General features: G+C 70.9%; 24 protein-coding genes. 18 read left to right on the top strand and 6 right to left on the bottom strand.

All coding sequences use genetic code 11. The features are described from left to right. Positions 1-3: 3 nt before the first annotated feature. Positions 4-642: an NAD(P)H:quinone oxidoreductase gene (gene wrbA / locus AC07AB_RS30255; RefSeq protein WP_478573398.1), complete on the bottom strand. Its 639-nt coding sequence runs from the start codon at positions 640-642 to the stop codon at positions 4-6. Between the two features lie 206 nt (positions 643-848). Between wrbA and AC07AB_RS30250 the strand changes: the two genes are divergently transcribed. Continuing rightward, positions 849-2,315: a M1 family metallopeptidase gene (locus tag AC07AB_RS30250; RefSeq protein WP_478573395.1), complete on the top strand. Its 1,467-nt coding sequence runs from the start codon at positions 849-851 to the stop codon at positions 2,313-2,315. 282 nt (positions 2,316-2,597) lie between these two features. On the opposite strand, the gene AC07AB_RS30245 is transcribed toward AC07AB_RS30250, so the two are convergent. Beyond that, a complete protein-coding gene (locus tag AC07AB_RS30245) occupies positions 2,598-3,644 on the bottom strand; it encodes an NAD(P)/FAD-dependent oxidoreductase (protein ID WP_478573393.1) in 1,047 nt (348 codons plus the stop codon). A 288-nt stretch (positions 3,645-3,932) separates the two neighbouring features. Further along, entirely contained in the window at positions 3,933-4,301 is a 369-nt protein-coding gene (locus tag AC07AB_RS30240; RefSeq protein WP_478573390.1) for a YbjQ family protein, read from the bottom strand. A gap of 222 nt (positions 4,302-4,523) precedes the next feature. Here AC07AB_RS30240 and AC07AB_RS30235 point away from each other — a divergent pair, with 222 nt between their 5' ends. Both AC07AB_RS30235 and AC07AB_RS30230 read left to right on the top strand, forming a co-directional pair. Continuing rightward, positions 4,524-5,261, top strand: a complete 738-nt coding sequence (locus tag AC07AB_RS30235) for a DedA family protein (protein WP_478573389.1) — start codon at positions 4,524-4,526, stop codon at positions 5,259-5,261. Between the two features lie 169 nt (positions 5,262-5,430). Further along, positions 5,431-7,128 (top strand): threonine/serine exporter family protein, encoded by a 1,698-nt coding sequence (locus tag AC07AB_RS30230; RefSeq protein WP_478573387.1) that lies wholly within the window; start codon positions 5,431-5,433, stop codon positions 7,126-7,128. Between the two features lie 244 nt (positions 7,129-7,372). Here the strand turns inward: AC07AB_RS30230 and AC07AB_RS30225 are convergent, their stop codons facing one another. Further along, complete coding sequence (locus tag AC07AB_RS30225; RefSeq protein ID WP_478573593.1) at positions 7,373-7,870, bottom strand: inorganic diphosphatase; 498 nt, start codon at positions 7,868-7,870, stop codon at positions 7,373-7,375. 86 nt (positions 7,871-7,956) lie between these two features. On the opposite strand from AC07AB_RS30225, the gene dacB reads away from it, so the two are divergent. The 6 genes from dacB to folE all read left to right on the top strand — a co-directional run bounded on the left by dacB (position 7,957) and on the right by folE (position 15,513). Next, positions 7,957-9,426: a D-alanyl-D-alanine carboxypeptidase/D-alanyl-D-alanine endopeptidase gene (dacB, locus tag AC07AB_RS30220; protein ID WP_478573384.1), complete on the top strand. Its 1,470-nt coding sequence runs from the start codon at positions 7,957-7,959 to the stop codon at positions 9,424-9,426. Positions 9,427-9,516: 90 nt separating this feature from the next. Next, positions 9,517-10,647: a zinc-dependent metalloprotease gene (locus AC07AB_RS30215; protein WP_478573382.1), complete on the top strand. Its 1,131-nt coding sequence runs from the start codon at positions 9,517-9,519 to the stop codon at positions 10,645-10,647. Positions 10,648-10,831: 184 nt separating this feature from the next. Further along, positions 10,832-11,923 carry a tRNA lysidine(34) synthetase TilS gene (tilS, locus tag AC07AB_RS30210; protein ID WP_478573379.1) on the top strand — a complete coding sequence of 364 codons (1,092 nt, stop codon included), beginning with the start codon at positions 10,832-10,834 and terminating at the stop codon, positions 11,921-11,923. 79 nt (positions 11,924-12,002) lie between these two features. Further along, positions 12,003-12,542, top strand: coding sequence for a hypoxanthine phosphoribosyltransferase (hpt, locus tag AC07AB_RS30205; RefSeq protein WP_478573590.1), 540 nt, complete (start codon positions 12,003-12,005; stop codon positions 12,540-12,542). 254 nt (positions 12,543-12,796) lie between these two features. After that, entirely contained in the window at positions 12,797-14,794 is a 1,998-nt protein-coding gene (gene ftsH / locus AC07AB_RS30200) for an ATP-dependent zinc metalloprotease FtsH (protein WP_478573588.1), read from the top strand. Between the two features lie 113 nt (positions 14,795-14,907). Next, positions 14,908-15,513: a GTP cyclohydrolase I FolE gene (gene folE / locus AC07AB_RS30195; RefSeq protein WP_478573376.1), complete on the top strand. Its 606-nt coding sequence runs from the start codon at positions 14,908-14,910 to the stop codon at positions 15,511-15,513. A gap of 145 nt (positions 15,514-15,658) precedes the next feature. Here folE and AC07AB_RS30190 read toward each other — a convergent pair whose 3' ends face one another. Further along, positions 15,659-16,774 carry an alpha/beta hydrolase gene (locus tag AC07AB_RS30190; RefSeq protein WP_478573374.1) on the bottom strand — a complete coding sequence of 372 codons (1,116 nt, stop codon included), beginning with the start codon at positions 16,772-16,774 and terminating at the stop codon, positions 15,659-15,661. A gap of 174 nt (positions 16,775-16,948) precedes the next feature. Between AC07AB_RS30190 and AC07AB_RS30185 the strand changes: the two genes are divergently transcribed. The 6 genes from AC07AB_RS30185 (at position 16,949) to AC07AB_RS30160 (ending at position 22,079) form a co-directional block, all read left to right on the top strand. After that, positions 16,949-18,820 (top strand): phosphatidylglycerol lysyltransferase domain-containing protein, encoded by a 1,872-nt coding sequence (locus AC07AB_RS30185; protein ID WP_478573371.1) that lies wholly within the window; start codon positions 16,949-16,951, stop codon positions 18,818-18,820. A 30-nt stretch (positions 18,821-18,850) separates the two neighbouring features. Then, complete coding sequence (folP, locus tag AC07AB_RS30180) at positions 18,851-19,738, top strand: dihydropteroate synthase (RefSeq protein WP_478573369.1); 888 nt, start codon at positions 18,851-18,853, stop codon at positions 19,736-19,738. Continuing rightward, positions 19,735-20,232 carry a nuclear transport factor 2 family protein gene (locus AC07AB_RS30175; RefSeq protein WP_478573367.1) on the top strand — a complete coding sequence of 166 codons (498 nt, stop codon included), beginning with the start codon at positions 19,735-19,737 and terminating at the stop codon, positions 20,230-20,232. The genes folP and AC07AB_RS30175 overlap by 4 nt, the downstream gene beginning before the upstream one ends. Before the next feature lie 300 nt (positions 20,233-20,532). Further along, entirely contained in the window at positions 20,533-20,892 is a 360-nt protein-coding gene (gene folB / locus AC07AB_RS30170) for a dihydroneopterin aldolase (RefSeq protein ID WP_478573365.1), read from the top strand. After that, the gene (folK, locus tag AC07AB_RS30165) at positions 20,889-21,482 is read left to right on the top strand and encodes a 2-amino-4-hydroxy-6-hydroxymethyldihydropteridine diphosphokinase (protein WP_478573363.1); all 594 of its coding nucleotides are present in this window, start codon (positions 20,889-20,891) and stop codon (positions 21,480-21,482) included. The genes folB and folK overlap by 4 nt, the downstream gene beginning before the upstream one ends. A gap of 108 nt (positions 21,483-21,590) precedes the next feature. Further along, complete coding sequence (locus tag AC07AB_RS30160; RefSeq protein ID WP_478573360.1) at positions 21,591-22,079, top strand: DUF3180 domain-containing protein; 489 nt, start codon at positions 21,591-21,593, stop codon at positions 22,077-22,079. Positions 22,080-22,298: 219 nt separating this feature from the next. Here the strand turns inward: AC07AB_RS30160 and AC07AB_RS30155 are convergent, their stop codons facing one another. Beyond that, entirely contained in the window at positions 22,299-23,468 is a 1,170-nt protein-coding gene (locus AC07AB_RS30155; protein WP_478573357.1) for a betaine/proline/choline family ABC transporter ATP-binding protein, read from the bottom strand. Positions 23,469-23,598: 130 nt separating this feature from the next. Here AC07AB_RS30155 and AC07AB_RS30150 point away from each other — a divergent pair, with 130 nt between their 5' ends. The 3 genes from AC07AB_RS30150 to AC07AB_RS30140 all read left to right on the top strand — a co-directional run bounded on the left by AC07AB_RS30150 (position 23,599) and on the right by AC07AB_RS30140 (position 26,095). Beyond that, positions 23,599-24,282 carry an ABC transporter permease gene (locus AC07AB_RS30150; RefSeq protein ID WP_478573355.1) on the top strand — a complete coding sequence of 228 codons (684 nt, stop codon included), beginning with the start codon at positions 23,599-23,601 and terminating at the stop codon, positions 24,280-24,282. Continuing rightward, positions 24,282-25,025, top strand: coding sequence for an ABC transporter permease (locus AC07AB_RS30145; RefSeq protein WP_478573352.1), 744 nt, complete (start codon positions 24,282-24,284; stop codon positions 25,023-25,025). The genes AC07AB_RS30150 and AC07AB_RS30145 overlap by 1 nt, the downstream gene beginning before the upstream one ends. Before the next feature lie 107 nt (positions 25,026-25,132). Then, positions 25,133-26,095 (top strand): ABC transporter substrate-binding protein, encoded by a 963-nt coding sequence (locus AC07AB_RS30140; RefSeq protein ID WP_478573585.1) that lies wholly within the window; start codon positions 25,133-25,135, stop codon positions 26,093-26,095. The last annotated feature ends 47 nt before the right edge of the window (positions 26,096-26,142 follow it).

The raw sequence follows: 26,142 nt of genomic DNA, 5'->3' as shown, positions 1-26,142 counted from the left end.
CCGTCAACCGCGCGCGGCAAGCCCGGCGGACCCGGCCAGCCCGTCTTTGATGGCGCGGGTGAACTTCACCACCCGTTCGGCCTGGATACGGGCCGCGGTACGGGCGTCGTCGTCCACCGGCGTGTCCGGGCCGCCGACATGCGAGGTGCCGTACGGATTGCCGTCGGCGAACTTCGCCGGGTCGGTGTAGCCGGGGGTCACGAGGATGCCGCCGAAGTGGTGGACCGTGTTGTAGAGGGCGAGCAGCGTGGATTCCTGGCCGCCGTGCTTCGTGGCGCTGGCGGTGAAGCCGCTGTAGACCTTGTCGGCCAGCTTGCCCTGCTGCCAGAGCCCGCCGAGCGTGTCGATGAACTGCTTGAGCTGCGAGGCGATATTGCCGTAGCGGGTGGGCGAGCCGAAGATCACGGCGTCCGCCCAGAGCATGTCGTCCGGGGTGACCTCGGGGATATCGGTGGTGGCGGCGATGTTCTCGGCCCATGCCGGGTTCGAGTCGATGGCGGCCTGCGGTGCCAGCTCGGCCGCCCGGCGCAGCCGGACCTGGGCGCCCGCCTGCTCGGCGTCGTCCGCGATCTGCCGGGCGAGGGCGGTGACGGTGCCGGTGGCGGAGTAGTAGATGACGGCGACGTTCACGGGGGTGGCCATGTGCTTGCCTCCTGCGACCTGCGGTTCCGCGCGCGTGTGCCCGTACCCGCTCTTACACGACCGAGGACGCGTGCGCTCGTACACGCTCGCGACAATACGGGCATGGGCGGCGTTCGGCGCGTCCGCCGCGCAACCCGGGGCGGGGCCGGACGTCTGGTAGTCGAAAGGGCCTGCCAGAGGTCGGGATCCGTGAGAAAAGAGCTCGAATGAATCTGCCCAGCCGCCGCGAACGCACGAAACGTTCCTCCGCACTGGTGGCCGCGCTGGCGGGCAGCCTGGCGCTGTCCGCCCTCTCCACCGGGCCTGCCTCGGCGGCCATCGGCGGCGGAGGCGCGGGCGACCCCTACTACCCCGATGACGGCAACTCCGGTTACCACGTCTCCCACTACGACGTACGCGTCGGCTACGACCCGGCCCACACCGACCGCCTGGACGGGGACACCACCGTCACCGCCTCGGCCACCGAGGCACTGGACCGCTTCAGCCTGGATCTGAAGGGCTTCACGGTCGCCTCCGTCGCCGTCAACGGCACCCCCGCCAAGGCGTTCTCGCGCTCCGGCGCCCACAAGCTGGTCATCACCCCGGCCCAGCAGCTCGCCAAGGGCAAGAAGTTCACGGTCCGCGTCCGCTACGCGGGCAAGCCGGACAACGAAGGCTGGCACACCCTCAAGGACGGCGGCGCCTATGTCTCGGGCTCGCCGCGCTCGTCGTCCTCCTGGTTCCCGTCGAACGACCACCCCTCGGACAAGGCGACCTTCCAGCTCACCGCGACCGTTCCGGACGGCTGGACCGCGATCGGCAGCGGGCTGCCGGGCAAGACCACCACCGGCAAGAACGCCGACGGCAAGGCCGTCAAGACCTTCCGCTGGCACGAGGACAAGCCACTGGCGACGTTCCTGAGCGCCTTCGCCGTCGACAAGTTCACGGTGCACAACCTGAAGCTCAAGGACGGCACGCCCGTCATCAACGCCTACAGCCCCGGCAACGAGGCGAGCCAGGAGTGGATGGACCGGCTCCCGGAGATCCTGGACTTCCTGTCGTCGAAGTTCGGCCCGTACCCGTTCTCCTCCGCCGGCGGCATCGCCGTGACCGGCGGCGATGGCCGCGGCCCCAACGCCCTGGAGACGCAGACCCGCCCCACGTACAGCGGCGGGATGGTCGGGCAGTACGCCGACGAGCCGATGGTCCACGAGAACGCCCACCAGTGGTTCGGCGCCAGCGTCACCGCCGCCGACTGGCGCAACGGCTGCATCCACGAGTGCTTCGCGCAGTACGCCAACCAGCTGTGGCACGAACACAGCCTCGGCTCCGACCTCGACAAGGGGTACTACCGCGAGACGGTGGAGGAGAACAAGAACGACCCCAAGTACTGGGGCCTCAAGCTCTACGACCCCGGCAAGGGCAAGGAGCTGGACGGGGTGCTGTACGAAAAGGGTTCGCTGATGCTGCACGCCCTGCGCCGCACCGTCGGCGACAAGGCGTTCTTCGCGACCCTCAAGCAGTGGACCCACGACCACCGCTACTCCAACGCGACCTGGCCGCAGTTCGAGGCGCTCACCCAGAAGGTCTCCGGAAAGGACCTCTCCGGCTTCTTCGACGCCTGGGCGCACAGCACGAAGATCCCGGAGAAGAAATACCTCTACCCGGGCCCGCTGGCGAAACTGGCCCCCTGATCTCGGATCGATGGAGCGTGGGATACGGCATGTCGTCGCAGTGCCGTATCCCACGGCTGATGCCGCGCCCGACGCGCGCGCCCTCACTCACACATTCCGTCGGGTCCGCCAGCCGCCCGTGATCTGCCGGAGAGCGGCGAGGGCCGGCGCGTCCGGTCGGGGGACAGCCGTCTTCCCGTACGAGCCGTGCGGCGGCCTCGAAGGCGGGCCCGGCCGGTGATCGCGGCTGTGGCACCGGCGTCACGCGGCCGTGGCGCCGACGCCGCGGGATGGCACGGCCGACTAGATCGCAGGCTTCGGCGGGAGCGCCGCCCGGTGGGCGGCCACGGCCAGCCGGGTGTCCTCGGCGACCAGCTCGGCGTTGATCTGCACGGCCGCGCCCGCGCCCGCCGCCGCGGCCATGCCGACCTGGGCGGACGGATCGATGACGTTGCCCGCGGCCCACACCCCGGGCACGTCGGTACGGCCGCCCGTCTCCGTCGGCAGATACGTGCCGATCCCGGCGGGGTGCTCCGCCGTCCGCAGCCCCAGCGAGGCGAGGAAACCGGCGCGCGCCGCCATCCGGGGCCCGACCACCAGCGCCTCGCGGCCGATGACCGTGTCGTCGGCCAGCCGCACCCCCGTGAGGCGGTCCTCCGCGATCTCCAGGGCGGCCACCTCGCCGATCACCACCCTGATGCCGCGGGCGGCCAGTTGCTCCGCCTCCTCGCCGGACGGCTCCGGCATGGTGTGGGAGAAGAACGTGACGTCGTCGCTCCACTGCCGGACGAGCAGCACCTGGTGCATCGCCATCGGCCCGCTCGCCAGCACGCCGATCGCCTGGTCGCGGACCTCCCAGCCGTGGCAGTACGGGCAGTGCAGCACGTCCCGGCCCCACCGGTCGGGCAGCCCCGCCACGTCCGGCAGTTCGTCGACCAGCCCGGTGCCCACCAGCAGCCGGCGCGCACGGAACGTACGGCCCTCGGCCGTCGTCACCTCGAACCCGCCGCCGTCGCCGTCGCGCCGCCCGTCGCCGTCGCGCCGCCCGTCGCCGTCGCACTTCGCGTCGGCGACCTCGCCGGTCACGATGTGCGCGCCGTAGCGGAGGGCGTCCGTCCGGCCGCGCTCCAGCAGTTCGGCCGGCGGGATGCCGTCCAGGGCGAGCAGCCCGTGCACACCGGCGGCCGGCGCGTTGCGCGGCGCGCCCCCGTCGATCACCAGTACCGACCGCCGGGCCCGGGCCAGCGTCAGCGCCCCGCTCAGCCCTGCGGCACCCCCGCCGATCACCACTACGTCATAGCTGTCCAGCAATTGATCGGTCACTGTGACCACCTCCTTCACGGGGACCATGCGCCCACCGCCGCACTGGCGGCAAACCCTGTTGCTGTTGCGGCAACAGGAGGGGCGGGCCTCCCCGAGAGGCGGTTTACGGCCAGGGGCGACGGGATCAAGCCGGGATCGGCGGCGCGTTCGGGCGCGTATCCACCCCGGAATCCGTGCGCGTATCCAGCCGGAAAGCGGTCCGGGCGGCCCCTCGGTGCGGTGCGGACCCGAGGGCCGGGCGCGGACCCGCCCGGTGCCGACCGCGCCCGAACCTCGGCCGCGCCCGGCTCCCGGACGTACTCGCCCTGCCCCCGCTCAGCCCTTCGGCGTGATCACCACGGCCGTGCCGTACGCGCACACCTCCGTGCCGACGTCCGTCGCGTCCGTCACATCGAACCGGAACATCAGCACCGCGTTCCCGCCCCGCGCCTTCGTCTGTTCCACCAACCGGTCCATCGCCTGGTTACGCGTCTCGACCAGCGTCTTCGTCAGCCCTCGCAGCTCGCCGCCGATCATCGACTTGAGGCCCGCGCCGATCTGGCTGCCCAGGTGGCGCGAGCGCACCGTCAGCCCGAAAACCTCACCGATGACCCGCTCCACGTGGTAGCCGGGGACGTCGTTCGTGGTCACCACCAGCACGTCGGATTTCTGCTGCTGGCCGCCGCCGTATTCCTCGATGCCCATCGCATCCACCTCCTGCCGGCCATGCTCGCCGCACCCCGCCGTTCGCGCACCCCCTCATGCGGCCGATCGAGCCGGCCGGGAGCGGGCGGGAGCCCGGCTGGAACCAAGGGGGCGCGGTGGGCGTTGATAGCTTGGGGCCGCACACTGCTCACCAGTCATGCCCCTTCGCCTGCGGCCGGGCCTCGCATGAGCCTGAGCCCTCGACCCAGGAGCCCTTCACCCGTGATGACTCTCGCGCTCGGCCCTCAGTGGCTGGACCCGGACTTTCTGATCGACAAGGTCGGTCTGATCGGCCTCCTGGTCATCGTCTTCGCCGAGTCCGGCCTGCTCATCGGCTTCTTCCTGCCGGGGGACTCGCTGCTGTTCACCGCCGGGCTGCTGGTGACCACGGGCGCGCTCTCCACCCCGCTGTGGGTGGTCTGCCTGCTGGTCGCCCTCGCGGCCATCCTCGGCGACCAGGCCGGCTACCTCTTCGGCCGGAAGGTCGGCCCGACGCTCTTCAAGCGGCCCGACTCCAAGCTCTTCAAACAGGAGAACGTGGAGAAGGCCCACGAATTCTTCGAGAAGTACGGGCCCAAGTCGCTGGTGCTCGCCCGTTTCGTGCCGATCGTCCGTACCTTCACCCCGATCATCGCGGGCGTGAGCCGGATGAACTACCGCTCCTTCATCACCTTCAACATCATCGGCGGCACGCTGTGGGGCGTGGGCATCACGCTGCTCGGCGCCGCGCTCGGCGGCATCGAGTTCGTCCACAAGAACATCGAGGCGATGCTCGTCCTCGTCGTGCTGCTCTCCGTGGTGCCGATCGCGATCGAGTTCCTGCGGGCTCGCTCCAAGGCCAAGAAGGCCGCCGCCGCGGGCGTCGCCGACTCGACGGCCTCGTCGACGCCGGGCCTCCCGGACACTCAGCCGCCGCCCGCTCCGCCGTCCACCCAGCGCGGGCGACACGCCAAGCGCTGACGCTCGGCCGAGAGCCGCCGCCCCGGCTCCGCCCCCGCTTCACCAACCGACCTCCCCCGCCCCGTACGCCCCTGTCTTACCGTTCCATTGCCCCCCGAGTGAGGAAAACAGGTCGGGGATCAGGCATCGTGTCCCTGAAAGCAGTCAGGAGGCGGGCGAGGAGCGAGTGGTGGCGGAACGGCAGCGTGGCGACAGCGGCTCGGAGGTCGACGGACCCGAGGACCGCAAGCCGCAGTCGGACGAAGCGGGCAGCGCGTTCACATCGCCGCTCGGCATCCCGATACCGCCGCCGCCCGAGGACGAGCACCCCACCTCCGAGTTCGCCCTCCCCAAGGGCCTCGCCGTCGAGCCGGAACCCGAGCCCGAGGGCTCCGCCTTCATCGCCCCGGCCGGCACCGCGCCCAGCGCCAGTACGACCCAGGGCACGCTCTTCCCCGCCTTCACCCCGCCGCACGGCATCCCCATGGTCCAGCTGACCAAGGAGGTCCCCTGGCAGGACCGGATGCGCACCATGCTGCGGATGCCGGTCAGCGAGCGGCCCGTACCCGAGCGCGTCGAAAAGCAGGACGAGTCCGGGCCCGCCATCCCGCGCGTCCTCGACCTCACTCTGCGCATCGGCGAGATCCTGCTCGCGGGCGGCGAGGGCGCCGAGGACGTGGAAGCGGCCATGTTCGGCGTCGCGCACGCCTACGGGCTCGAACGCATCGAGCCCACCGTCACCTTCACGCTGCTGTCGATCTCGTACCAGCCCTCGCTGGTCGACGACCCGCTGACCGCCAGCCGGACCGTGCGCCGGCGCGGCGTGGACTACACCCGGCTGTCCGCCGTCTACCGCCTCGTCGCCGCCATCACCTCGCGGGGACTCACCCTGGAGGAGGCGTACCGGGGCCTCGCCGAGATACGGCGCAACCGCCACCCGTACCCCGGCTGGGCGCTCACCGCCGCCTCCGGGACGCTGGCGGGCGCGGCGAGCATACTCGTCGGCGGTGACGCCCTCGTCTTCGTCGCGGCGGCCGTCGGCGCGATGCTCGGCGACCGGCTGGCGTGGCTGGCATCGGGGCGCGGGCTGCCCGAGTTCTACCAGTTCGTGGTCGCGGCCATGCCGCCGGCCGCGATGGGCATGACGCTCAGCATCGCCCACGCGGACGTGCAGGTGTCCGCCGTCATCACCGGTGGGCTCTTCGCGCTGATCCCAGGAAGAGCGCTGGTCGCGGGCGTACAGGACGGCCTGACGGGCTATTACATCACCGCGTCGGCGCGCCTCCTGGAGGTCATGTACCTGATCGTCGGCATCGTCATAGGAGTGCTCACCGTGCTCTACTGCGGGCTTCAGTTCAGCCCGCGGCTCAACCCCGAACAGGCGCTGCGCCAGTACGACGTGCCCTTGGTGCAGATCGTGGCGTCCATGCTGCTGGCCCTGTCCTTCTGCGTCCTGCTCCAGCAGGAGCGGCACACCGTGCTGTTCGCGACCTTCAACGGCGGCATCGCCTGGATCGTCTACGGCTCGCTCGCCAACGTCGCCGACCCGAAGCTCAACCCGGTGGCCGCCACCACCATCGCGGCCGGCGTCGTCGGCCTATTCGGCCAGCTGCTCTCCCGCTACCGCTACGCGTCCGCGCTGCCGTACGTCACCGCGGCCATCGGACCCCTGCTGCCCGGTAGCGCCACCTACTTCGGGCTGCTGAACTTCGCCCGCGGCGACCTGGGCCCCGGCGTCGCCTCACTGATCAAGGCCGCCTCGCTGGCCCTGGCCATCGCCGTGGGCGTCAACCTCGGCGGCGAGGTGGCCCGGCTCTTCCTGCGCGCGCCCGGCGTGGAGGCGGTCGGCGCGGGCCGCCGCGCCGCCAAACGCACCCGCGGCTTCTGAGCCGACAGCCGGACAGCCGACCGGTCGACAGCTGGCCGCCCGACAGCCGGACAGCCGACAGCCGGACAGCCGACCGCAGACCGCTGGCCGCACTCCGTCCCGCGCCTCGGCGCGTACGGGCGTACCTGTCCCGCGCCGCGTCCCGCTCCCCGGCGCGTACGGGCGTACGTCCCCCATCTGACGCGCGCGGGGCGCGGCGCTCGTGAAAGCGCCGCGCCCCGCCCGTACCGTCAGAAAGACCCACTCAGTGGTGCGAGCCGCCCGCGGCCTCAAGGCGCTTGTAGGAAGCCTCGATCTCCGCCTCGGCCTCCGTGCGGCCGACCCAGTCGGCGCCCTCGACGGACTTGCCGGGCTCCAGGTCCTTGTAGACCTCGAAGAAGTGCTGGATCTCCAGGCGGTCGAACTCCGAGACGTGGTGGATGTCACGCAGGTGCTCCACGCGCGGGTCGGACGCCGGGACGCAGAGCAGCTTGTCGTCGCCGCCGGCCTCGTCCGTCATCCGGAACATGCCGATGGCGCGGCACTTGATGAGGCAGCCGGGGAAGGTCGGCTCGTCGAGGATGACCAGCGCGTCCAGCGGGTCGCCGTCCTCACCGAGGGTGTTCTCCACGAAGCCGTAGTCGGCCGGGTAGCTGGTCGAGGTGAAGAGTCGACGGTCGAGACGGATGCGACCGGTCGCGTGGTCCACCTCGTACTTGTTCCGCGAACCCTTCGGGATCTCGATGGTGACGTCGAACTCCACGGGTGGCTCCTCCATGATCAACACATACGTCTGGTGATTAAGTGTCCCCCACGCAGGTGTGTGGTGGCGAAAGGGGCTGGTCCGAGGTGGCCGATGCCAGATCGTGGCAGGTCAGGTGGTGGCAGGACGCCACCAAGGCCCAACGGGCGACATGGCGGTACGCGGGTTCGGCGGCTGTGATCGGCCTGGTCGCCGCGGGCGGAGCGGTGGCGCTCGCCGGTCCCTGGGACTCCGGGCAGCGCGCGGCCGAGCGCGCGCACGCCGCCGCCGGTCCGGCGGCGGGTGGCGAGGATCACTCCAAGCACCCCGCCGCAGTGCCCCCCGTGCTCGCCGCGCTGGGCGCGGCCGGCGGCCCGGACGCCGTGCCGCCGCCCACGGACGCCGGCCTCGCCGACACCCTCGAACCGCTGCTGAAGGACGACGCGCTGGGTTCGAATCCGTCGGCCTCGGTCGTGGACGTCGCCACCGGGAAGCAGCTGTTCGGTTCCGGCGAGGGCGCCGTGTCCACCCCGGCCTCCACCATCAAGCCCGCCGTCGCCGTCGCCGCCCTCTCCGCGCTCGGCCCCGACCACCGCATCCCGACGGCCGTCGTACGCGGCAAGGACGGCATCGTGCTGGTCGGGGGCGGCGACCCGACCCTGACCGCGCACGCCGTCCCGTCCGGCCTGGGCAGCCAGACCCCCGCCAGCCTGCGGACGCTGGCCGACGACACGGCCCGCGCGCTCAAGGCCCACGGCACCCGTAAGGTCCGGCTCGGCTACGACACCTCGCGCTACTCCGGACCCGCCCGGCACCCCATAGGGTTCAACGAGAACATCGCCCTCGTCACCGCTCTGATGGCCGACGAGGGCCGGGTGGACGGCTCCGACCACGGCCCCGCCGACCGCGTCGCCGAGCCCGCCCGCGTCGCCGCCGACACCTTCGCCTCGATGCTCCGCGACCGGGGCATCGCCGTCGACGGCGACCCGTCCGCGGCCAAGGCCGACGCGAAGGCCGAACGGGTGGCGGCCGTCTACTCCATGCCGCTGTCCGCCCTCGTCGAGCGGGCCCTGACCAACAGCGACAACGACATCGCCGAGGCGCTCGCCCGGCAGACCGCCCTCGCCAAGGGCCGCCCCGCGAGCTTCGCGGGCGCCTCCGAGGCCGTCACCGCGCAGCTGCGGACGCTCGGGCTGCCGCTGAAGGGCATCCACATCGCCGACGGCAGCGGCCTCGACCGCGACGACCAGGTCTCCCCGGCGCTCCTCGCCCAGGTGCTCGTACGGGCCGCCGACCCGCGCCACCCGGAGCTGCGCTCCGTGCTGACGGGCCTGCCCATCGCCGGATTCAGCGGCACCCTGCGCGGCCGCTACGACCAGGATTCGCCCGGCCGGGGCGTCGTACGGGCCAAGACCGGCACCCTGACCGGCGTGAACACGCTGGCCGGCATGGCCGTGGACGCCGACGGGCGGCTCATGGCCTTCGCCTTCATGACCCGCGGCGCGGCCTCCGGGGACGCCGCCCAGCACTCCCTGGACCGCCTCGCGTCGGCGGTGGCCAACTGCGGCTGCCGCTGACCTTCGCGGCGAGGCCGCGCGGGTCCGTTCCGATGGGGCGAACCCACCCATTCGCTGTCCCACCGCCGGAGGTCCACGTACGGTGAAGTCATGACGAGCATCGGTGGTGCGGAGATGGTCGACTGGAACCTCGCGGTGGCGACCGCGACCCGACTGGTGAGGCCGGGGCCCGAGGTGAGCCGCGACGAGGCGCGAGAGATCGTGGCGGAGCTGCGCAGGCACGCCAAGTCCTCCGAGGAGCACGTCCGGGCGTTCACCCGGATGGTGCCGGCGGGGGAGGAGGGGGCCGACACCCCGGTGCTGGTCGTGGACCGGGCGGGCTGGATCAGGGCCAACGTCGCCGGGTTCCGCGCGGTGCTCAAGCCGCTGCTGGAGAAGATGCAGGACCGCCGCGGCAATGTGCCCGGCGGGGCCGTGCTCGGCGCGGTCGGCGGCAAGGTGACCGGTGTGGAGCTGGGCATGCTGCTGTCCTTCCTCGCCTCCCGGGTGCTCGGCCAGTACGAGACCTTCGCGCCGGCCACCCGCGATCTGCCCGGGTCGGTCACGGGCGGCGGGCGGCTGCTGCTCGTCGCGCCGAACATCGTCCATGTGGAGCGCGAGCTGGACGTGGACCCGCACGACTTCCGGCTGTGGGTCTGCCTGCACGAGGAGACGCACCGCACGCAGTTCACGGCCGTGCCCTGGCTGCGCGACCACATCGAGGGCGAGATCCAGTCGTTCCTCGGCGAGACCGAGGTCGACCCGGCCACGCTCCTGGAGCGGTTCCGCGAGGCCGCCCAGTCGCTGGCCGGCAACCGGCCCGACGACGGCGAGGAGAGCGGCGGGCGCTCCATCGTGGAGCTGGTCCAGACCCCGGCCCAGCGCGAGATCCTCGCCCGGCTCACCGCGGTGATGTCCCTGCTGGAGGGCCACGCGGACTATGTGATGGACGGCGTCGGCCCGGACGTGGTCCCCTCGGTCGCCGAGATCCGCGAGAAGTTCCAGCGGCGGCGCGCCAGCGGGGCCGGCCGGCTCGACGCGGCGCTGCGCAAGCTGCTGGGCCTGGATGCCAAGCTCCGGCAGTACCGGGACGGGGAGCGGTTCGTACGGGCCGTCGTGGACGAGGTCGGTATGGACGGCTTCAATCGGGTATGGACGTCCCCGAACACACTCCCGACCAAGGCGGAGATCGCCAAACCGGCGGACTGGGTCGCGAGGGTGCACCGTAAAGCAGAGTCGTGAACCGGGGACGCCCCCGGCAGAAGAACGCCCCCTGTAATCACCCGTCCGAGGGACCGTGAGCGCTGGGCGGGCGTGCGATGCTCGGAGAGCAGCTCGCCTCTGTCACCATCTACACACTCAGCGTGACTGAGGCTCGAAGCTCATCTGCTCCGAGGCATCTCCAATTGAACGATTGGAAACGGACATGGGTCCCCATCCAGCGGTCGCCGCGATACGCCTGGCGGTCCGCCGCGTACTCCACGACGTCCTCAACGACCTCGCCGGTCACTCGGCGCCGCAAGCGTCCCAGACGCCCCGAGCGCCCCTGACGCCCCAGGCCCCCGGCTCCGCACCGGCCGGCCCGGCAGCGGCCGCCCCCGGCCGCCGACCGCTCGTCCTCGTCGCCTGCTCCGGCGGCGCCGACTCCATGGCACTCGCCTCCGCCCTGGCCTTCGAGGCCCCCAAACTCGGCATCCGGGCCGGCGGCGTCACCGTCGACCACGGCCTCCAGCACGGCTCCGACATCCGCGCCGCCGAGGTCGCCTCCCGCCTCACCGCCATCGGACTGGAGCCCGTCGAGTCCGTCACCGTCACCGTCGGCCGGGACGGCGGGCCCGAGGCCGCCGCCCGCGACGCCCGCTACGCCGCCCTGAACGCCGCCGCGGAGCGCCACGGCGCCGTGGCGGTCCTGCTCGGCCACACCCGCGACGACCAGGCCGAGACGGTCCTCCTCGGCCTCGCCCGCGGCTCCGGGACCCGCTCGCTCTCCGGCATGGCCGTGGCCTCCGGCGTCGGCCGCCGCTACCGCCGCCCCTTCCTGAGCCTGGACCGTCAGACGGCCCGCCGCGCCTGCCTGGTCCAGGCGCTGCCGGTCTGGGACGACCCGCAGAACGCGGACCCGGCCTTCACCCGCTCCCGCGTCCGGCACGAGGCGCTGCCGGTCCTGGAGAAAGCGCTGGGCAAGGGCGTCGTCGAGGCGCTGGCCCGTACCGCGCAGCTCTCCCGCGACGACGCGGACGCGCTGGACGGCTGGGCCGCCGACGCCGAGGCGTCCGTCCGTACCGAGGGCGGCGATCTCGACACCTCCCGCCTCTACTGCCTGCCGGCCGCCGTGCGCCGCCGGGTGCTGCGCCGCGCGGCCATCTCGGCGGGCTCGCCGGCGGGCTCGCTCTTCGCCCGGCACATCGAGGAAGTCGACCGGCTGATCACCGGATGGCGGGGTCAGGGGGCCATCAACCTCCCCGGCCGCGTCATGGTCCGGAGGCAGGGTGGCAGACTGGTAATCCGGCAGGGCTGATTCGCGTGAGCGCGAACGGGCCTCGGCAAGCCGGACGAGCCTGAATCGAACGAGAGTGGCGCGGGTGGACGACAAGGACATGGGCACCGACCTCAAGTCGGTGCTCATCACCGAAGAAGAGATCGCCGCGAAGCTGGCTGAGCTGGCCGCGAAGATCGACGCGGAGTACGCGGGCAAGGACGTGCTGATCGTCGGCGTGCTCAAGGGAGCCGTCATGGTCATGGCGGACCTGGCGCGTACGCTGTCCACCCCGATCACGATGGACTGGATGGCGGTGTCCTCGTACGGCGCGGGCACCCAGTCCTCCGGTGTCGTGCGGATCCTCAAGGACCTCGACACCGACATCAAGGGCAAGCACGTTCTGATCGTCGAGGACATCATCGACTCCGGTCTGACGCTGTCCTGGCTGCTGTCGAACCTGGGCTCGCGCGAGCCCGCCTCGCTGAACGTCGTCACCCTGCTGCGCAAGCCGGAGGCGGCCAAGGTCGCCATCGACGTGAAGTGGGTGGGCTTCGACATCCCCAACGAGTTCGTGGTCGGCTACGGCCTCGACTTCGACGAGAAGTACCGCAACCTGCCGTTCGTCGGCACGCTCGCGCCGCACGTCTACGGCGGCTGAGCACACTCGGCCGGACCACTCCGGCGCGCGGGAACGCATTGCGGCATCCCGCCGTTGGAGCATGGGAAGGCGGGTTTGTTGACTGGCTGAGGCGGCGTCGGGTGACAATGCTGGGGTACCGTCCGAAGGTCAGTCATTTCCAAAGGTCGAGCTTTTTCTAAGGTCGAGCTATCACCGCACGCACTGGCGCCCCCGCGTAGGGGCTGCCGTGCCTCACTGTGGCAGGAGGGACGGGGCGCTCGCGCCCCGTATGGATGGACGTGAAGCGCTACTTCCGTGGGCCGGTCATGTGGATCGTGCTGGCCGTCCTCGCCGTGGTCGTGTTGATGCAGGTCGTCGGCTCGTCCGGCGGCTACAAGTCGGTGGACACCAGTCAGGTCGTGCAAGCGATCGACAAGGACCAGGTGAAATCGGCCGAGCTGACCACTGGTGACGAAAACAAGATCAAGGTCCAGCTCAAGGACGGCCAGAAGGTCAAGGGCAGCGACAAGATCCAGGCGAACTACATCGGCGACCAGGGCGTCGACCTCGCCAAAACGCTGCAGTCCAAGTCCGAGGCGAACAGCATCTCGGACGGCTACAACATCTCGACATCGAAGCAGAACCCGTTCATCGGCGTGCTGCTCTCGCTGCTTCCCTTCGTCCTCATCGTCGTCGTCTTCCTGTTCCTGATGAATCAGATGCAGGGCGGCGGCTCCCGGGTCATGAACTTCGGGAAGTCGAAGGCGAAGCTCATCACCAAGGACACCCCCAAGACGACCTTCTCGGATGTCGCGGGGTCGGACGAGGCGGTCGAGGAGCTCCACGAGATCAAGGAGTTCCTCCAGGAGCCGGCGAAGTTCCAGGCCGTCGGCGCCAAGATCCCCAAGGGTGTCCTGCTGTACGGCCCGCCCGGTACGGGCAAGACCCTGCTCGCGCGTGCTGTCGCGGGTGAGGCGGGCGTTCCGTTCTACTCGATCTCGGGCTCCGACTTCGTCGAGATGTTCGTCGGCGTCGGCGCCTCGCGCGTCCGCGATCTGTTCGAACAGGCCAAGGCGAACGCCCCGGCGATCGTCTTCGTCGACGAGATCGACGCCGTCGGCCGGCACCGTGGCGCGGGCCTCGGCGGCGGTCACGACGAGCGCGAGCAGACGCTGAACCAGCTGCTCGTGGAGATGGACGGCTTCGACGTGAAGGGCGGCGTCATCCTGATCGCCGCCACGAACCGGCCGGACATCCTCGACCCGGCGCTGCTGCGCCCCGGCCGCTTCGACCGGCAGATCGCGGTCGACCGCCCGGACATGCAGGGCCGTCTGGAGATCCTCAAGGTTCACCAGAAGGGCAAGCCGGTCGCTCCGGACGTCGACCTGTCGGCCGTCGCCCGGCGTACCCCCGGCTTCACCGGCGCCGATCTCTCCAACGTGCTGAACGAGGCCGCGCTGCTGACGGCCCGCGGTGACAAGAAGCTGGTCGACAACGACGCGCTGGACGAGGCGATCGACCGTGTCGTGGCCGGACCGCAGAAGCGGACCCGGATCATGTCGGAGAAGGAAAAGAAGATCACCGCATACCACGAGGGCGGACACGCCCTGGTCGCGGCGGCTTCGCCCAACTCCGACCCGGTGCACAAGATCACGATCTTGTCGCGCGGGCGGGCGCTCGGCTACACCATGGTCCTGCCGGAAGAGGACAAGTACTCCACCACGCGCAACGAGATGCTCGACCAGCTGGCGTACATGCTGGGCGGGCGCGCCGCCGAGGAGCTCGTCTTCCACGACCCGACCACGGGCGCCGCGAACGACATCGAGAAGGCCACGGCCACCGCGCGCGCGATGGTCACGCAGTACGGCATGACCGAGCGGCTCGGCGCGATCAAGTTCGGCTCCGAGAACGCCGAGCCCTTCCTGGGCCGTGAGATGGGACACCAGCGCGACTACTCCGAGGAGGTCGCCGCGCTGGTCGATGAGGAAGTCAAGAAGCTCATCGAGACCGCGCACAACGAGGCGTGGGAGATCCTGGTCGAGAACCGCGACGTGCTCGACAACCTGGTTCTGACGCTCCTGGAGAAGGAGACGCTGAACAAGGAGGAGCTCGCCCAGGTCTTCAAGCACATCGTGAAGCGCCCGAACCGCCCCGCGTGGACCGGTTCGTCGCGCCGCACGCCGTCGACCCGCCCGCCGGTCCTCTCCCCGAAGGAGCTGGCGCCGTCCAACGGCGGACAGCCGGTGGAGAGCGTCGACCTCCCGGTCGAGGACACCCGTCCGGACAGCTGACCCGGTAGCCCCACGGGGCCCGGAATGGATGCCGCGTCACCAGGGTTTTAGCCTGGGGGCGCGGCATCCCGCTTGTGTGCCCTGAGCTGACGGACTAGGAACGAGGCAGCACTATGACCGACCCGGTGACGTTGGATGGCGAGCGCTCCGTCGGTGAATTCGACGTGAAACGGGCGGAGAGCGCCGTCCGAGAACTGCTCATCGCGGTCGGCGAGGACCCGGACCGGGAGGGGCTGCGGGAGACGCCGGCGCGGGTGGCGCGTTCGTACAAGGAGATTCTGGCCGGGCTCAGGCAGGAGCCGGAGGACGTGCTGACCACGACCTTCGACCTGGGGCACGACGAGATGGTCCTGGTGAAGGACATCGAGATCATGAGCCTGTGCGAGCACCACCTTCTTCCCTTCCACGGGGTGGCCCACGTCGGCTACATCCCCGCGGTCAGCGGCAAGATCACGGGCCTGTCGAAGCTGGCGCGGCTGGTCGACGTCTTCGCCCGCCGGCCCCAGGTGCAGGAGCGGCTGACCACGCAGATCGCCGACTCCCTGACGCGCATCCTCGAAGCGCGCGGCGCGATCGTCGTCATCGAGGCCGAGCACATGTGCATGTCGGTGCGCGGCATCCGCAAGCCCGGCGCGAAGACGACGACCTCCGCGGTGCGCGGCCAGCTGCGCGACGCCACGACGCGCGCTGAGGCGATGAGCCTGATACTCGCGCGCTAGAACGGGCTAGGACACGCTGGAAGGGGCGGGCGCCGGTGCGGTCCGGCGGGGCCTTCGCCGCGCGGAACCGGTCGCCGGACGAGTGCGGGTCGGGCTCGTACACGCTGTACGTGTACGAGCCCGACCCGGGAGATGACGCGGGCTCTCAGGCGCTGAGGCGGCTGCCCACCCACTGGAGGACGCCGGGGATCTCACGGCGCCAGGTGTTGAAGTTGTGGCCGCCGCTGTCCAGGATCATCGAGGAGACCCGGGCCGGCTCCTTGGCCCCGTCGATGAACTTGAGGGTCTCCTTGTAGTTGTGCTCGCCCTGCTTGCTGCTGGTGACTAGCAGGTTGGCCTTCGGCATGGGCTTGTGCTTCAGGCGCCACAGCAGGTTGTTCTCGTTCGCCAGCTTCTTGTTGCCGCCGAAGAGGCTGCCCGTGGTGGCGTCGATGGGGGCCTTGTAGTAGCCGGAGAGGGCGGCGCCGGTGCCGTACGCCTCGGGGTGGCGCATGGCCATCTTGAGGGCGCAGTAGCCGCCGGTCGAGTCGCCCACGATGCCCCAGTTCACGCCCTTGGTGCCGATGCGGTACTGATCGCTGAGGGCCTTGCGGAGATCCTTGGTGAAGAAGGTCTCGGTCTGAGGGCCGTGCGGTATGTCCATGCACTCGGTGTCCCGCGGCGGGGAGACGGTCGGGCGCATCATGACCAGGATCGTGGGCTGCATCTTGCCCTCTTTGGAGAGCTTGTGCGCGGTCTGCGGGTAGTGCAGGCCCTTGATCAGCGCTTCGGCGGTGCCGGGGTATCCGGTGAGGACGACGGACGCGGGAAACTCGCGCTTGGCGTACTGGGTTTGAAAGTACTCCGGCGGCAGATAGACGTACGCGGGGCTCGCGATCTTCGACTTCGGCCCCTGGACGCTGATCTTGTCGATGCGTCCGGCGACGCGCGGCACGGAGCCTCGCGGCACGCTCACCTGCTGGGTGCCGACGACCTGTACCGACTTGCCGCTCGCCTTGTTGTCGTGGTCGACGACCACGCCCGGCTCCTGCTCCTGTCCGAAGAGGTCGGCCCAGGAGGCGTAGAAGCCGAAGGAGTAGTTGGCGAAGAGCCCGAGGGCGGCGATCATCGTGATCTGGGTGGCCAGCAGCATGCCGACGCGCGCGAAAACGGAGGGGATACTCCGCTTCGAGAGCCGCGGCCACAGCCATATCGTCAGGGCGAAGAGCACTACTGCCGCTATCACGGCCAGCAGCAGAACTTTCTTGCTGGTGAGACCCATCGAGGTGCTTTCTGCCGAGCGCACCGGTCGCCCGGGTGCGGAATGGTTACTTCTCTGCCGGGGCCGGTCCACCGCTGGAACCTCGACCCCGAAACCGACGTCCTACAGAGCGCAAAATGTCCGGGCGCTGCGGCTGTACAGACGCAGGTCCTCTCGACAGGGCGACGGGAAGAGATGTCTGTCAGGGTAGATGGCAAAAAGTCCAGTGAGGTTCCGTCGGAGCCGAAGCGGCTGACGGGACTGAAGAGGCTGGTGAGAGGTCCGAGCCCGGAGCGCGTACCGACGGTCGTCGGCACCATAGCGGCCCTCATCGGATTGCTGGATGTCGCCGCGGGGGTCTTCCCGCGCTTTCGGCACAGCCGGATGCACGCGCTCGCCGAGGTGCTGCCCGGCGCGGTGAACCAGCTGGCCGCCGCCGCGTCGATCGTCGTCGGCGTGGTGCTGCTGATGCTGGCGCACGGCCTCAAGCGGTCCAAGCGGCGGGTCTGGGTCGCCGCCGTGGTGCTGCTCCCCATCGGTGCCGCCGCGCAGATGATCTACCGCCACTCGGTGAGCGGCGCCGTCCTCTCGCTGCTGCTCTTCGGCTACCTCGTACGCCACCGCGGCTCCTTCGAGGCGCTGCCGGACCCGCGCAGCCGCTGGAAGGCGCTCGCCAACTTCGTCATCGTCGGCGGCGTCAGCCTCTTCCTCGGCTTCGTGATCGTCGGCTCGCACCCCCACCAGGTCGTCGGCGAGCCGTCGCTGACCGCCCAGCTGGAGCACGTGCTCTGGGGGCTGTGCGGGTTCGAGGGGCCCATCCAGTACGGCGGCGGCGTCGACTACACCGTGGGCTACTCGCTGGGCGCGCTCGGCCTGCTCACCGCGGCCACCACCGCGTATCTGGCCTTCCGGCCGGAGCGCCCCACCGCCCACCTCACCGAGGACGACGAGGACCGGCTGCGCGAGCTGCTCGCCAAGCACGGTGCGCGCGACTCGCTCGGCCACTTCGCGCTGCGCCGCGACAAGAGCGTGATCTTCTCGCCCACCGGCAAGGCCGCCGTCTCCTACCGCGTGGTCTCCGGCGTGATGCTCGCCAGCGGCGACCCGATCGGCGACGTCGAGGCGTGGCCCGGCGCCATCGAGCAGTTCATGGAGCTGGCCAAGCGCCACTCCTGGACCCCCGCGGTCGCCGGGTGCAGCGAGACCGGCGGTGAGGTCTGGACCCGCGAGACCGGTCTGGACGCCCTGGAGATGGGCGACGAGGCGATCGTCGATGTGGCGGATTTCACCCTGACCGGCCGCTCCATGCGCAATGTGCGCCAGATGGTCAAGCGCATCGAGCGCAACGGCTACGTCACCAAGGTGCGCCGGGTCGGGGATCTGTCCGCCGACGAGCTGGCGACCGTACAGCGGGCGGCCGACGCGTGGCGCGACACCGAGACCGAGCGCGGCTTCTCCATGGCGCTGGGCCGGATCGGCGACCCGAAGGACCTCGACGCGATCATCGCCACCGCGCACAAGGCCCCGGACGACGGCGAGGAGGCCGGTCCGCACGGGGACCTCAAGGCCATGCAGCACTTCGTGCCGTGGGGCCCGGACGGCATGTCGCTGGAGCTGATGCGCCGCGACCGCAGCGCGGACCCGGGCATGAACGAGCTGCTCATCGTCGCCTTCCTCCAGGCCGCGCCCGAGCTGGAGATCGAGCGTGTGTCGCTGAACTTCGCGTTCTTCCGCGCCGCCCTGGAGCGCGGCGGGAAGCTGGGCGCGGGGCCGGTGGCGCGGGTGCAGCGCGGGGTGCTGGTGTTCCTCTCGCGCTGGTTCCAGATCGAGTCGCTGTACAAGTTCAACGAGAAGTTCCGGCCGCGCTGGGAGCCGCGCTTCGTGGTCTTCCCGAACAACCGGGACCTGCCGCGCATCGGTTTCGCGATGATGCAGGCGGAGGGGTTCGTGACGCTGGCACTGCCGCGGCCGTGGCGGCGCGGTGGCTCGGTGGCGGCGAAGCGGAAGCCGTGCGAGCACGGGCTGGAGGCCGTCGCGGGCCCCGCGGAGGCACGACGCGCGGCGTGACGCCCTGCCGTCCGGCCTAGGCTGGGAGGCATGAGTACGTTGCGAGGGCGAGTCGGTCCGGTCGGTCTGCCGCAGTGGGACCGCTGTGCGGTGATGGGCGTGGTGAATGTGACGCCCGACTCGTTCTCGGACGGCGGCCGCTGGTTCGACACGGATGCGGCGGTCAAGCGCGGCCTGGACCTGGCCGCGGAGGGCGCGGACCTGGTCGACGTGGGCGGCGAGTCCACCCGGCCGGGCGCCTCGCGGGTGCCCGAGGACGAGGAGCTGCGCCGGGTCGTCCCGGTGGTGCGCGGGCTGGCGGCCGAGGGCGTGGTGGTGTCCGTGGACACCATGCGGGCCTCGGTCGCGGAGGCCGCGATCGCCGCCGGGGCGGTGCTCGTCAACGATGTGAGCGGCGGTCTCGCGGATCCGGCGATGGTGCCGGTGGTCGCGGCGGCGGAGGTGCCGTTCGTGGTGATGCACTGGCGCGGCTTCAGCAAGGACATGAACAGCCGGGCCGTGTACGCGGACGTGGTCGGCGAGGTGCTCGCGGAGTTGGGCGAGCGGATGGACGCGGTGGTCGCGGGGGGCGTCGCGCCGGATCGGCTCGTGGTCGACCCGGGGCTGGGCTTCGCCAAGACCGCCGACCACGACCTCCAGCTGGTGGCGGGCCTGTCGCGGCTCTCCGCGGAGCTGGGCCGCCCGGTGCTGGTGGCCGCCTCCCGCAAGCGGTTCCTGGGGCGCGTACTGGCCGGGGGCGAGGGCAGCCCGCCGCCGGCCCGGGAGCGGGACGCGGCGACGGCCGCCGTCACGGCGCTCGCGGCGCGCGAGGGCGCCTGGGCGGTGCGCGTGCACGAGGTACGGGCGAGCTCGGACGCGGTACGGGTGGCGCGCGCGGTGGAGAGCGCCGGGGCCCGCGGCGCCGAGGGGGCCGTGTGACTTCCGCGCGTACGGACAGCGAGCGGGTCGAGCTGGCGAACACCGCCTTGTACGAGGCGATGGAGCGTGGCGACCAGGCGGCCATGGACCGGCTGTGGCTGGACGACGAGTACTTCGACGTGGTGTGTGTGCACCCGGGGTGGCCGGTGCTGCGGGGGCGGGGCGAGGTGCTCCGCTCGTACGCGCTGATCATGGCGAGCACCGAGTACATCCAGTTCTTCCTCACGGACGTCGATGTGCAGGTGGCCGGTGACATGGCGCTGGTGACGTGCACGGAGAACATCCTCAGCGGCGGCCCGGCGGAGGAGGACGGCGCGCTGGGCCCGCTGGTGGGCCAGCTGGTCGTGGCGACCAATGTCTTCCGGCGCTCCGCCGACGGCTGGAAGGTCTGGTCGCACCATGGCTCGCCGGTGCTGGCGGGGACCGGTGACGACGACGAAGAGGACGGCGCCGACGGCGGTGGGCCCGAGGGCCCGGCCCAGCCGTCTCCCTGATCCGGTTTCCCGTCTTCGGCCTGGTGGGAGCTGCCCTGGCCGGTCAGCGCGGTGAGTCAGTGTGAGGGTGCTGTGGCCACTCGTTCGAGGTGCTTGGCGGCGGGGTAGGGGTGGGACTCAAGGCACTGGGGTAGTCGCGGCGGGAGCCTTCCAGGTCAGGCCCTGGCAGCGCGGGGCCGGCTGTCCATAGCACCCGCGGGCGGGCGCTGACAGTGCTCGCAGGTAGATTCGAACGGCGGGAGCGGGTCGGCACCAGCCGATCCGCCGCCCGCATACCGACAATCAGCAGGAGTGATTCGTGTGGATCGTGTCGCGCTGCGCGGCCTGAAGGCCCGCGGGCACCATGGGGTGTTCCCTCGGGAGCGCGAGGAGGGCCAGACCTTCATCGTGGACCTGGTGATGAGTCTGGACACCCGGCCCGCCGCGGCTGACGACGACCTGACGAAGACCGTGCATTACGGCGTGGTGGCGGAGGAGGTCGCGGCCGTCGTCGAGGGCGATCCGGTCGACCTCATCGAGACGCTCGCCGAGCGCATCGCCCAGCAGTGCCTCAAGCACGACGTGGTGCGGGAGGTGGAGGTAGTCGTCCACAAGCCGGACGCCCCGATCACCGTGCCGTTCGACGACGTGACGATCACGATCTCCCGGAGCCGAGTATGAGCAAGAGCGACCCGACGGTGCAGCCGGTACCCACCTCGGTGGTGGAGCGGGTGGACGCCGCCGATGTGACGTTGAGCAACCCCAAATGGGCCGTGGTCTCGCTGGGCAGCAATCTGGGCAACCGCCTGGAGACGCTGCAGGGCGCCGTCGACGCGCTGGGGGATACGCCGGGCCTGCGGGTCAAGGCCGTCTCCCCGGTGTACGAGACCGAGCCGTGGGGCGTCGAGCCGGGCACGCAGTCCTCGTATTACAACGCGGTCGTGCTGATCAAGACGACGCTGCCGCCCTCGTCGCTGCTGGAGCGCGGGCACGCCATCGAGGAGGCGTTCGAGCGGGTGCGCGACGAGCGGTGGGGGCCGCGGACGATCGATGTGGACATCGTGTCGTATCAGGAGGTCGTCTCGGACGATCCGCTGCTGACGCTGCCGCATCCCCGGGTGCATGAGCGGGCCTTCGTGCTCGTGCCGTGGTACGACGTGGACCCGGAGGCAGTGGTTCCGGGCCGTGGCACGGTGGCGGACCTGTTGGCGGAGACCGGCAGTGCCGGTGTCGAGCACCGGGCCGACCTGGAACTCAGGCTGCCGGAGTAGGCGTTGGCCGGTTGTGGGGCTGGGGGGCCAAGGCGGCGGGCGCGGGCGCTCCGGGGTCTCCGCGCGCTGATGTACGTACGCAAGAGGACGTGAGGGGTCGACCGCTCGGTGAAGCAACTACGGGTGAGTGTGCTGGTCGGGCTGTTCGCCGCGGCCGGAGTGCTGTCGTGGGCCGGCGCCCGGTTGTGGGATTCGGTCGGGACGCTGCCGAAGGTGCCGGTGGCGGCGCCGATCGTGCTCGCGGTGATCGCGGCGGCGCTGGCGGCGACGGCCCTGTCGCTCCGCGCGCGGCTGCGCGCCCAGCGCGACCGGAGCCCCGGCGCCAAGGGCGTCGATCCGCTGGTGGCCGCCCGCGCGGTCGTCTTCGGCCAGGCGAGCGCGCTGGTGGCGGCCCTGGCCGCGGGGATGTACGGCGGCACGGGCGTCTTCCTGTGGATGGACGGCCTGGACGTGCCGGCGCGGCGTGATCAGGCCATCTACGCCGGGGCTTCGGTGGTGGCGGGGATCTGCGTGGTGGCGGCGGCGTTCTTCATGGAGCGCGTGTGCCGGCTGCCGGATGACGATGATGACGACGGGAGCGGGGCGGCGCGCGCGTAGGAGCGCGGGTCCGGCCGGCAGCGCGTGGGCCTGACGGCGTCCTGAGCGGGCCGGGAGGCCGCCCGGCGCTTTGGAGCCCGTACCCGCCTGTACGGGCGGCTGGAGGCCCGTACAGGCGGTTGGCGGGCCCCCGGGCCGCGGCTTTGGCCCCCGGCCGCGGCCTTTGGCCGCCGGGGGCGCTGAGCCGCCGCACAGCCGGCCGTCGGCGCGCCCCGCGGCCTACACCTCCGAGACCGTCTCCAGCTCCACGTCCTCGCGCGCCCGCCCCTTGGCATCCGCGTCGATGGAGCGGCGCAGCGCCTCATGGAGGCGGGCCGGGGTGAGGACGCCCAGGAAGTGGTCGGCGTTCTCGCCGTCGAGGACGGCGATCCAGCCCGCGTCGTGCTGGAGCATCGTGCTGAACGCCTGCTTCAGGGACGCGCCGACCGGCAGCCATGCCGCCATGCGGCGGGAGCGGTCGCGGACCGAGCCGCCGCCGGTGAGGGCGTCGGCGGAGACCCAGCCGTGCAGGTGCTCCGCGTCGTCCAGGACCACCGCCCAGCGGGCCCCCGGGTCGGTGGCCGTGAGCCGGGCCGCGGCGTCCGGCAGCGGATCGTCGAGGTGGACGACCGGCGGCTGGACGAGGTCGCCGGGCTCGATCGGCGTGACGGACAGCCGCTTGAGGCCGCGGTCGGCGCCGACGAAGTCGGCCACGTACGGCGTGGCGGGCGCCCCCAGCACCGTCGTCGGCGGGTCGAACTGCTCGATGCGCCCCTCCCCGTACACGGCGATGCGGTCGCCGAGCCGTACCGCCTCCTCGATGTCATGAGTGACGAACAACACGGTCTTGTGCATCTGGGACTGGAGGCGCAGGAACTCGTTCTGGAGGTGTTCGCGGACGACCGGGTCGACCGCGCCGAAGGGCTCGTCCATCAGCAGTACGGGCGGGTCGGCGGCGAGCGCGCGGGCCACGCCGACGCGCTGCCGCTGGCCGCCGGAGAGCTGGTCCGGGTAGCGGTCGCCGAATACGGACGGGTCGAGGCCGACGAGGTCCAGCAGTTCGGCGGCGCGGGAGCGCGCCTTCTTGCGCTGCCAGCCCAGCAGGTGCGGCACGGTCGCGGTGTTGTCGAGGACCGTCTTGTGGGGGAAGAGGCCGACCTGCTGGATGACATATCCGATGCGGCGGCGCAGTTCGACGGGGTCGACCGTCGCGATGTCGCTGCCGTCCAGAAAGATCTGGCCGCTGGTCGGCTCGATGAGTCGGTTGACCATTTTCATGGTGGTGGTCTTGCCGCAGCCGGACGGTCCGACGAGCGTGACCAGCTCGCCCTCCGCGACCTCGAAGGACAGATCGTCCACGGCGGTCGTGCCGTCGGCATAGCGCTTGGTGACGTGCTCGAATCGGATCATGGCTCCCCATTGTGTCCGTACTCCTGGCGGACATTGTTGCCGTTGTGTGGCGGCCGGAGGCGATTGTCAGTGCTCGGGGTTAGGGTCGCCAGGAATCGATGGCCGAGGGTCAGACGGGGGGTGAGAGCGCATGGCCGACCAGAACTGCCTTATCGCCAATGAGTGGATCTGCGGTGAATACGTACGGACGCGTGGGGCGGAGCTGACGGACGCCACGCTCCAGCACATCGGCATCACGCTCGGATCGGTGGCCATCGGGCTGCTCGTGGCATTTCCGCTGGCGCTGCTGGCGCGCCGCTGGCGCGCGGTGGCGGGGCCGGTGCTCGGGCTGACGACGATTCTGTACACGCTGCCGTCGTTGGCGATGTTCTCGCTGCTGTTGCCCGTTTTCGGGGTATCCGTGGCGGTCGTGGTGACGGGCCTCGTGCTGTATTCCCTGACGATTCTCGTGCGGAACATATTGGCCGGGCTGGCGTCGGTGCCGGAAGAGGCGCGGGAAGCCGCGCGCGGCATGGGGTACGGGCCGCTGCGGCTGCTCTTCGAGGTGGAACTGCCGCTGGCGCTGCCCGCGGTGATGGCCGGTCTGCGGATCACCACGGTATCCACCGTCTCGCTGACCACGGTCGGCGCCATCATCGGATACGGCGGTCTGGGAAACCTCATTTACGAGGGCATGCGCAGCTTCTTCAAGGCGCAGGTGCTCACCGCGTCGGTGCTGTGCGTGGCGTTGGCGGTCGTCGCGGATCTCGCGCTGCTCGGAGTGCAGCGGCTGCTGACCCCCTGGACGCGTAAGCGGCGGAAGGTGAAGACCTGATGGGCGTCATCGGGGACGCGTGGACCTGGCTCGCCACCGGGGCGCACTGGAGCGGCGTGGACGGCGTGTGGCACCGGCTCGGCGAGCATCTCTTTCTGACCGTGGCCTGCCTGGTGATCTCGTGCGCCATCGCGCTCCCCATCGCCCTGGTGCTGGGGCACCTGGGCCGTGGCGGTGCCGTCGCGGTGAACCTCTCCAACGTGGGGCGCGCGGTGCCCACCTTCGCGGTGCTGGTCCTGCTGCTGCTCAGCCCGCTGGGCACGCACGGCTCCTGGCCGACGATCATCGCGCTGGTGCTGTTCGCCATCCCGCCGCTGCTGACCAACGCGTACGTGGGCATGCGCGAGGTGGACCGCGACGTGGTCGAGGCGGCCCGCGGCATGGGCATGTCGGGGCGTCAGCTCGTCGGGAGGGTGGAGCTGCCGCTCGCCTTTCCGCTGATCATGACGGGCGTACGGACCGCCGCCGTGCAGGTCGTGGCCACGGCGACGCTCGCCGCGCTGCCCGGCGGCGGCGGGCTGGGCCGGATCATCACGGCCGGCTTCCGGTTGACCGACACCGCGCAGGTGGTGGCCGGCGCGGTGCTGGTGGCGGGGCTGGCGCTGCTGGTGGAGGGCGGGTTCGCGCTGCTGACCAGGGTCCTGGACCCGATGCGGCGGCGCGCCGGGCGAAGCGGCGGCCCGGCCGAACGGCCGCCGGCCGACCAGGCGCCAACGGCCCCGAAGAGCCTCGAACTCACCTGACCCGACCTGACCCGGGCCGTGTGCCGTCGGCGCACGGCCTCTCCCGGACTTTCAGCCGGCCGACGGCCGGCGATGAACAAGCACGTATGACGACGGATGGGGACACCATGAACAGGATCTACCGGGCGGCGGGCGCGGCGACCGCCGCCGTCGCGCTGGCGGCGAGCCTGGCCGCCTGCGGGGGCGACAGCCTGGAGAAGTCCAAGGGCGGCGACAGCTCCGCCAAGCCGGGCGCGGGCTCGCTGGTGGTCGGATCCGCGTCCTTCACCGAGTCCAAGGTGCTCGCCGAGATGTACGCGCGGCTGCTGGGGGACGCCGGCTATTCGACGTCGATCAAGACGGTCGACGCCCGTGAGCTTTATGAACCCGCCCTCGAACAGGGTCAGATGGACGTCGTCCCGGAGTACGCGGCGACGCTCGCCGAATTCCTGAACAAGAAGGCCAACGGGAAGAACGCGGGCCCGGTGGCCTCGCCGGACGCCGATGCCACGGTCAAGGCGCTGCGCAAGCTCGCCGAGCCGCGCGGCCTGAAGGTCCTCGACCCCGGCAAGGCGGTGGACCAGAACGCCTTCGCGGTGACCAAGGAGTTCGCCGAGAAGCACCACCTCAAGACGCTTTCCGATCTTGGAAAGTCGAAGCAGAAGGTCAAGCTCGCGGCGGGCGACGAATGCCCGGACCGACCCTTCTGCCAGCCCGGTCTGGAGAAGACCTACGGCATCGACATCACGGGCATAGACCCGCTCGACGTCGGCAGCGTCCAGGCGAAGCAGGCGGTCAAGGACGGCAAGGACCAGATGGTCCTCACCACGACCACGGACGCGACGCTCGATCAGTTCGGCCTGGTGCTGCTCAAGGACGACAAGAAGCTCCAGAACTCGGACAACGTGCTGCCGGTGGTGAATGCGAAGAAGGCCGGCTCGAAGAAGATCACGGACGCGCTCGACAAGATCACCAGGGTGCTGACCACCGCTGATCTGACCGAACTCAACAAAAAGGTGGAGGCCGAACGCCTGAAGCCGGCGGACGTCGCGGAGCAGTACCTGAAGGACAAGGGCTTGCTGGCGAAGTAGGAGAAGTAACCGCGGCGGAACAGTTTGGGCGGTGGGGTCCCACTCGG

The sequence above is a fragment of the Streptomyces sp. NPDC044033 genome (assembly GCF_056434425.1).
Note: the sequence above shows the minus strand (reverse complement) of the source record. Positions and strands in the feature narration are given on the sequence as shown.

Coding starts and splice junctions, on each gene's coding strand:
- wrbA (WP_478573398.1), bottom strand. CDS start 642: ATGGCCACCCCCGTGAACGTCGCCGTCATCTACTACTCCGCCACCGGC.
- AC07AB_RS30250 (WP_478573395.1), top strand. CDS start 849: ATGAATCTGCCCAGCCGCCGCGAACGCACGAAACGTTCCTCCGCACTG.
- AC07AB_RS30245 (WP_478573393.1), bottom strand. CDS start 3,644: ATGGTCCCCGTGAAGGAGGTGGTCACAGTGACCGATCAATTGCTGGAC.
- AC07AB_RS30240 (WP_478573390.1), bottom strand. CDS start 4,301: ATGGGCATCGAGGAATACGGCGGCGGCCAGCAGCAGAAATCCGACGTG.
- AC07AB_RS30215 (WP_478573382.1), top strand. CDS start 9,517: ATGACGAGCATCGGTGGTGCGGAGATGGTCGACTGGAACCTCGCGGTG.
- tilS (WP_478573379.1), top strand. CDS start 10,832: ATGGGTCCCCATCCAGCGGTCGCCGCGATACGCCTGGCGGTCCGCCGC.
- hpt (WP_478573590.1), top strand. CDS start 12,003: ATGGGCACCGACCTCAAGTCGGTGCTCATCACCGAAGAAGAGATCGCC.
- ftsH (WP_478573588.1), top strand. CDS start 12,797: ATGGACGTGAAGCGCTACTTCCGTGGGCCGGTCATGTGGATCGTGCTG.
- folE (WP_478573376.1), top strand. CDS start 14,908: ATGACCGACCCGGTGACGTTGGATGGCGAGCGCTCCGTCGGTGAATTC.
- AC07AB_RS30190 (WP_478573374.1), bottom strand. CDS start 16,774: ATGGGTCTCACCAGCAAGAAAGTTCTGCTGCTGGCCGTGATAGCGGCA.
- AC07AB_RS30185 (WP_478573371.1), top strand. CDS start 16,949: ATGTCTGTCAGGGTAGATGGCAAAAAGTCCAGTGAGGTTCCGTCGGAG.
- folP (WP_478573369.1), top strand. CDS start 18,851: ATGAGTACGTTGCGAGGGCGAGTCGGTCCGGTCGGTCTGCCGCAGTGG.
- folK (WP_478573363.1), top strand. CDS start 20,889: ATGAGCAAGAGCGACCCGACGGTGCAGCCGGTACCCACCTCGGTGGTG.
- AC07AB_RS30155 (WP_478573357.1), bottom strand. CDS start 23,468: ATGATCCGATTCGAGCACGTCACCAAGCGCTATGCCGACGGCACGACC.
- AC07AB_RS30150 (WP_478573355.1), top strand. CDS start 23,599: ATGGCCGACCAGAACTGCCTTATCGCCAATGAGTGGATCTGCGGTGAA.
- AC07AB_RS30145 (WP_478573352.1), top strand. CDS start 24,282: ATGGGCGTCATCGGGGACGCGTGGACCTGGCTCGCCACCGGGGCGCAC.
- AC07AB_RS30140 (WP_478573585.1), top strand. CDS start 25,133: ATGAACAGGATCTACCGGGCGGCGGGCGCGGCGACCGCCGCCGTCGCG.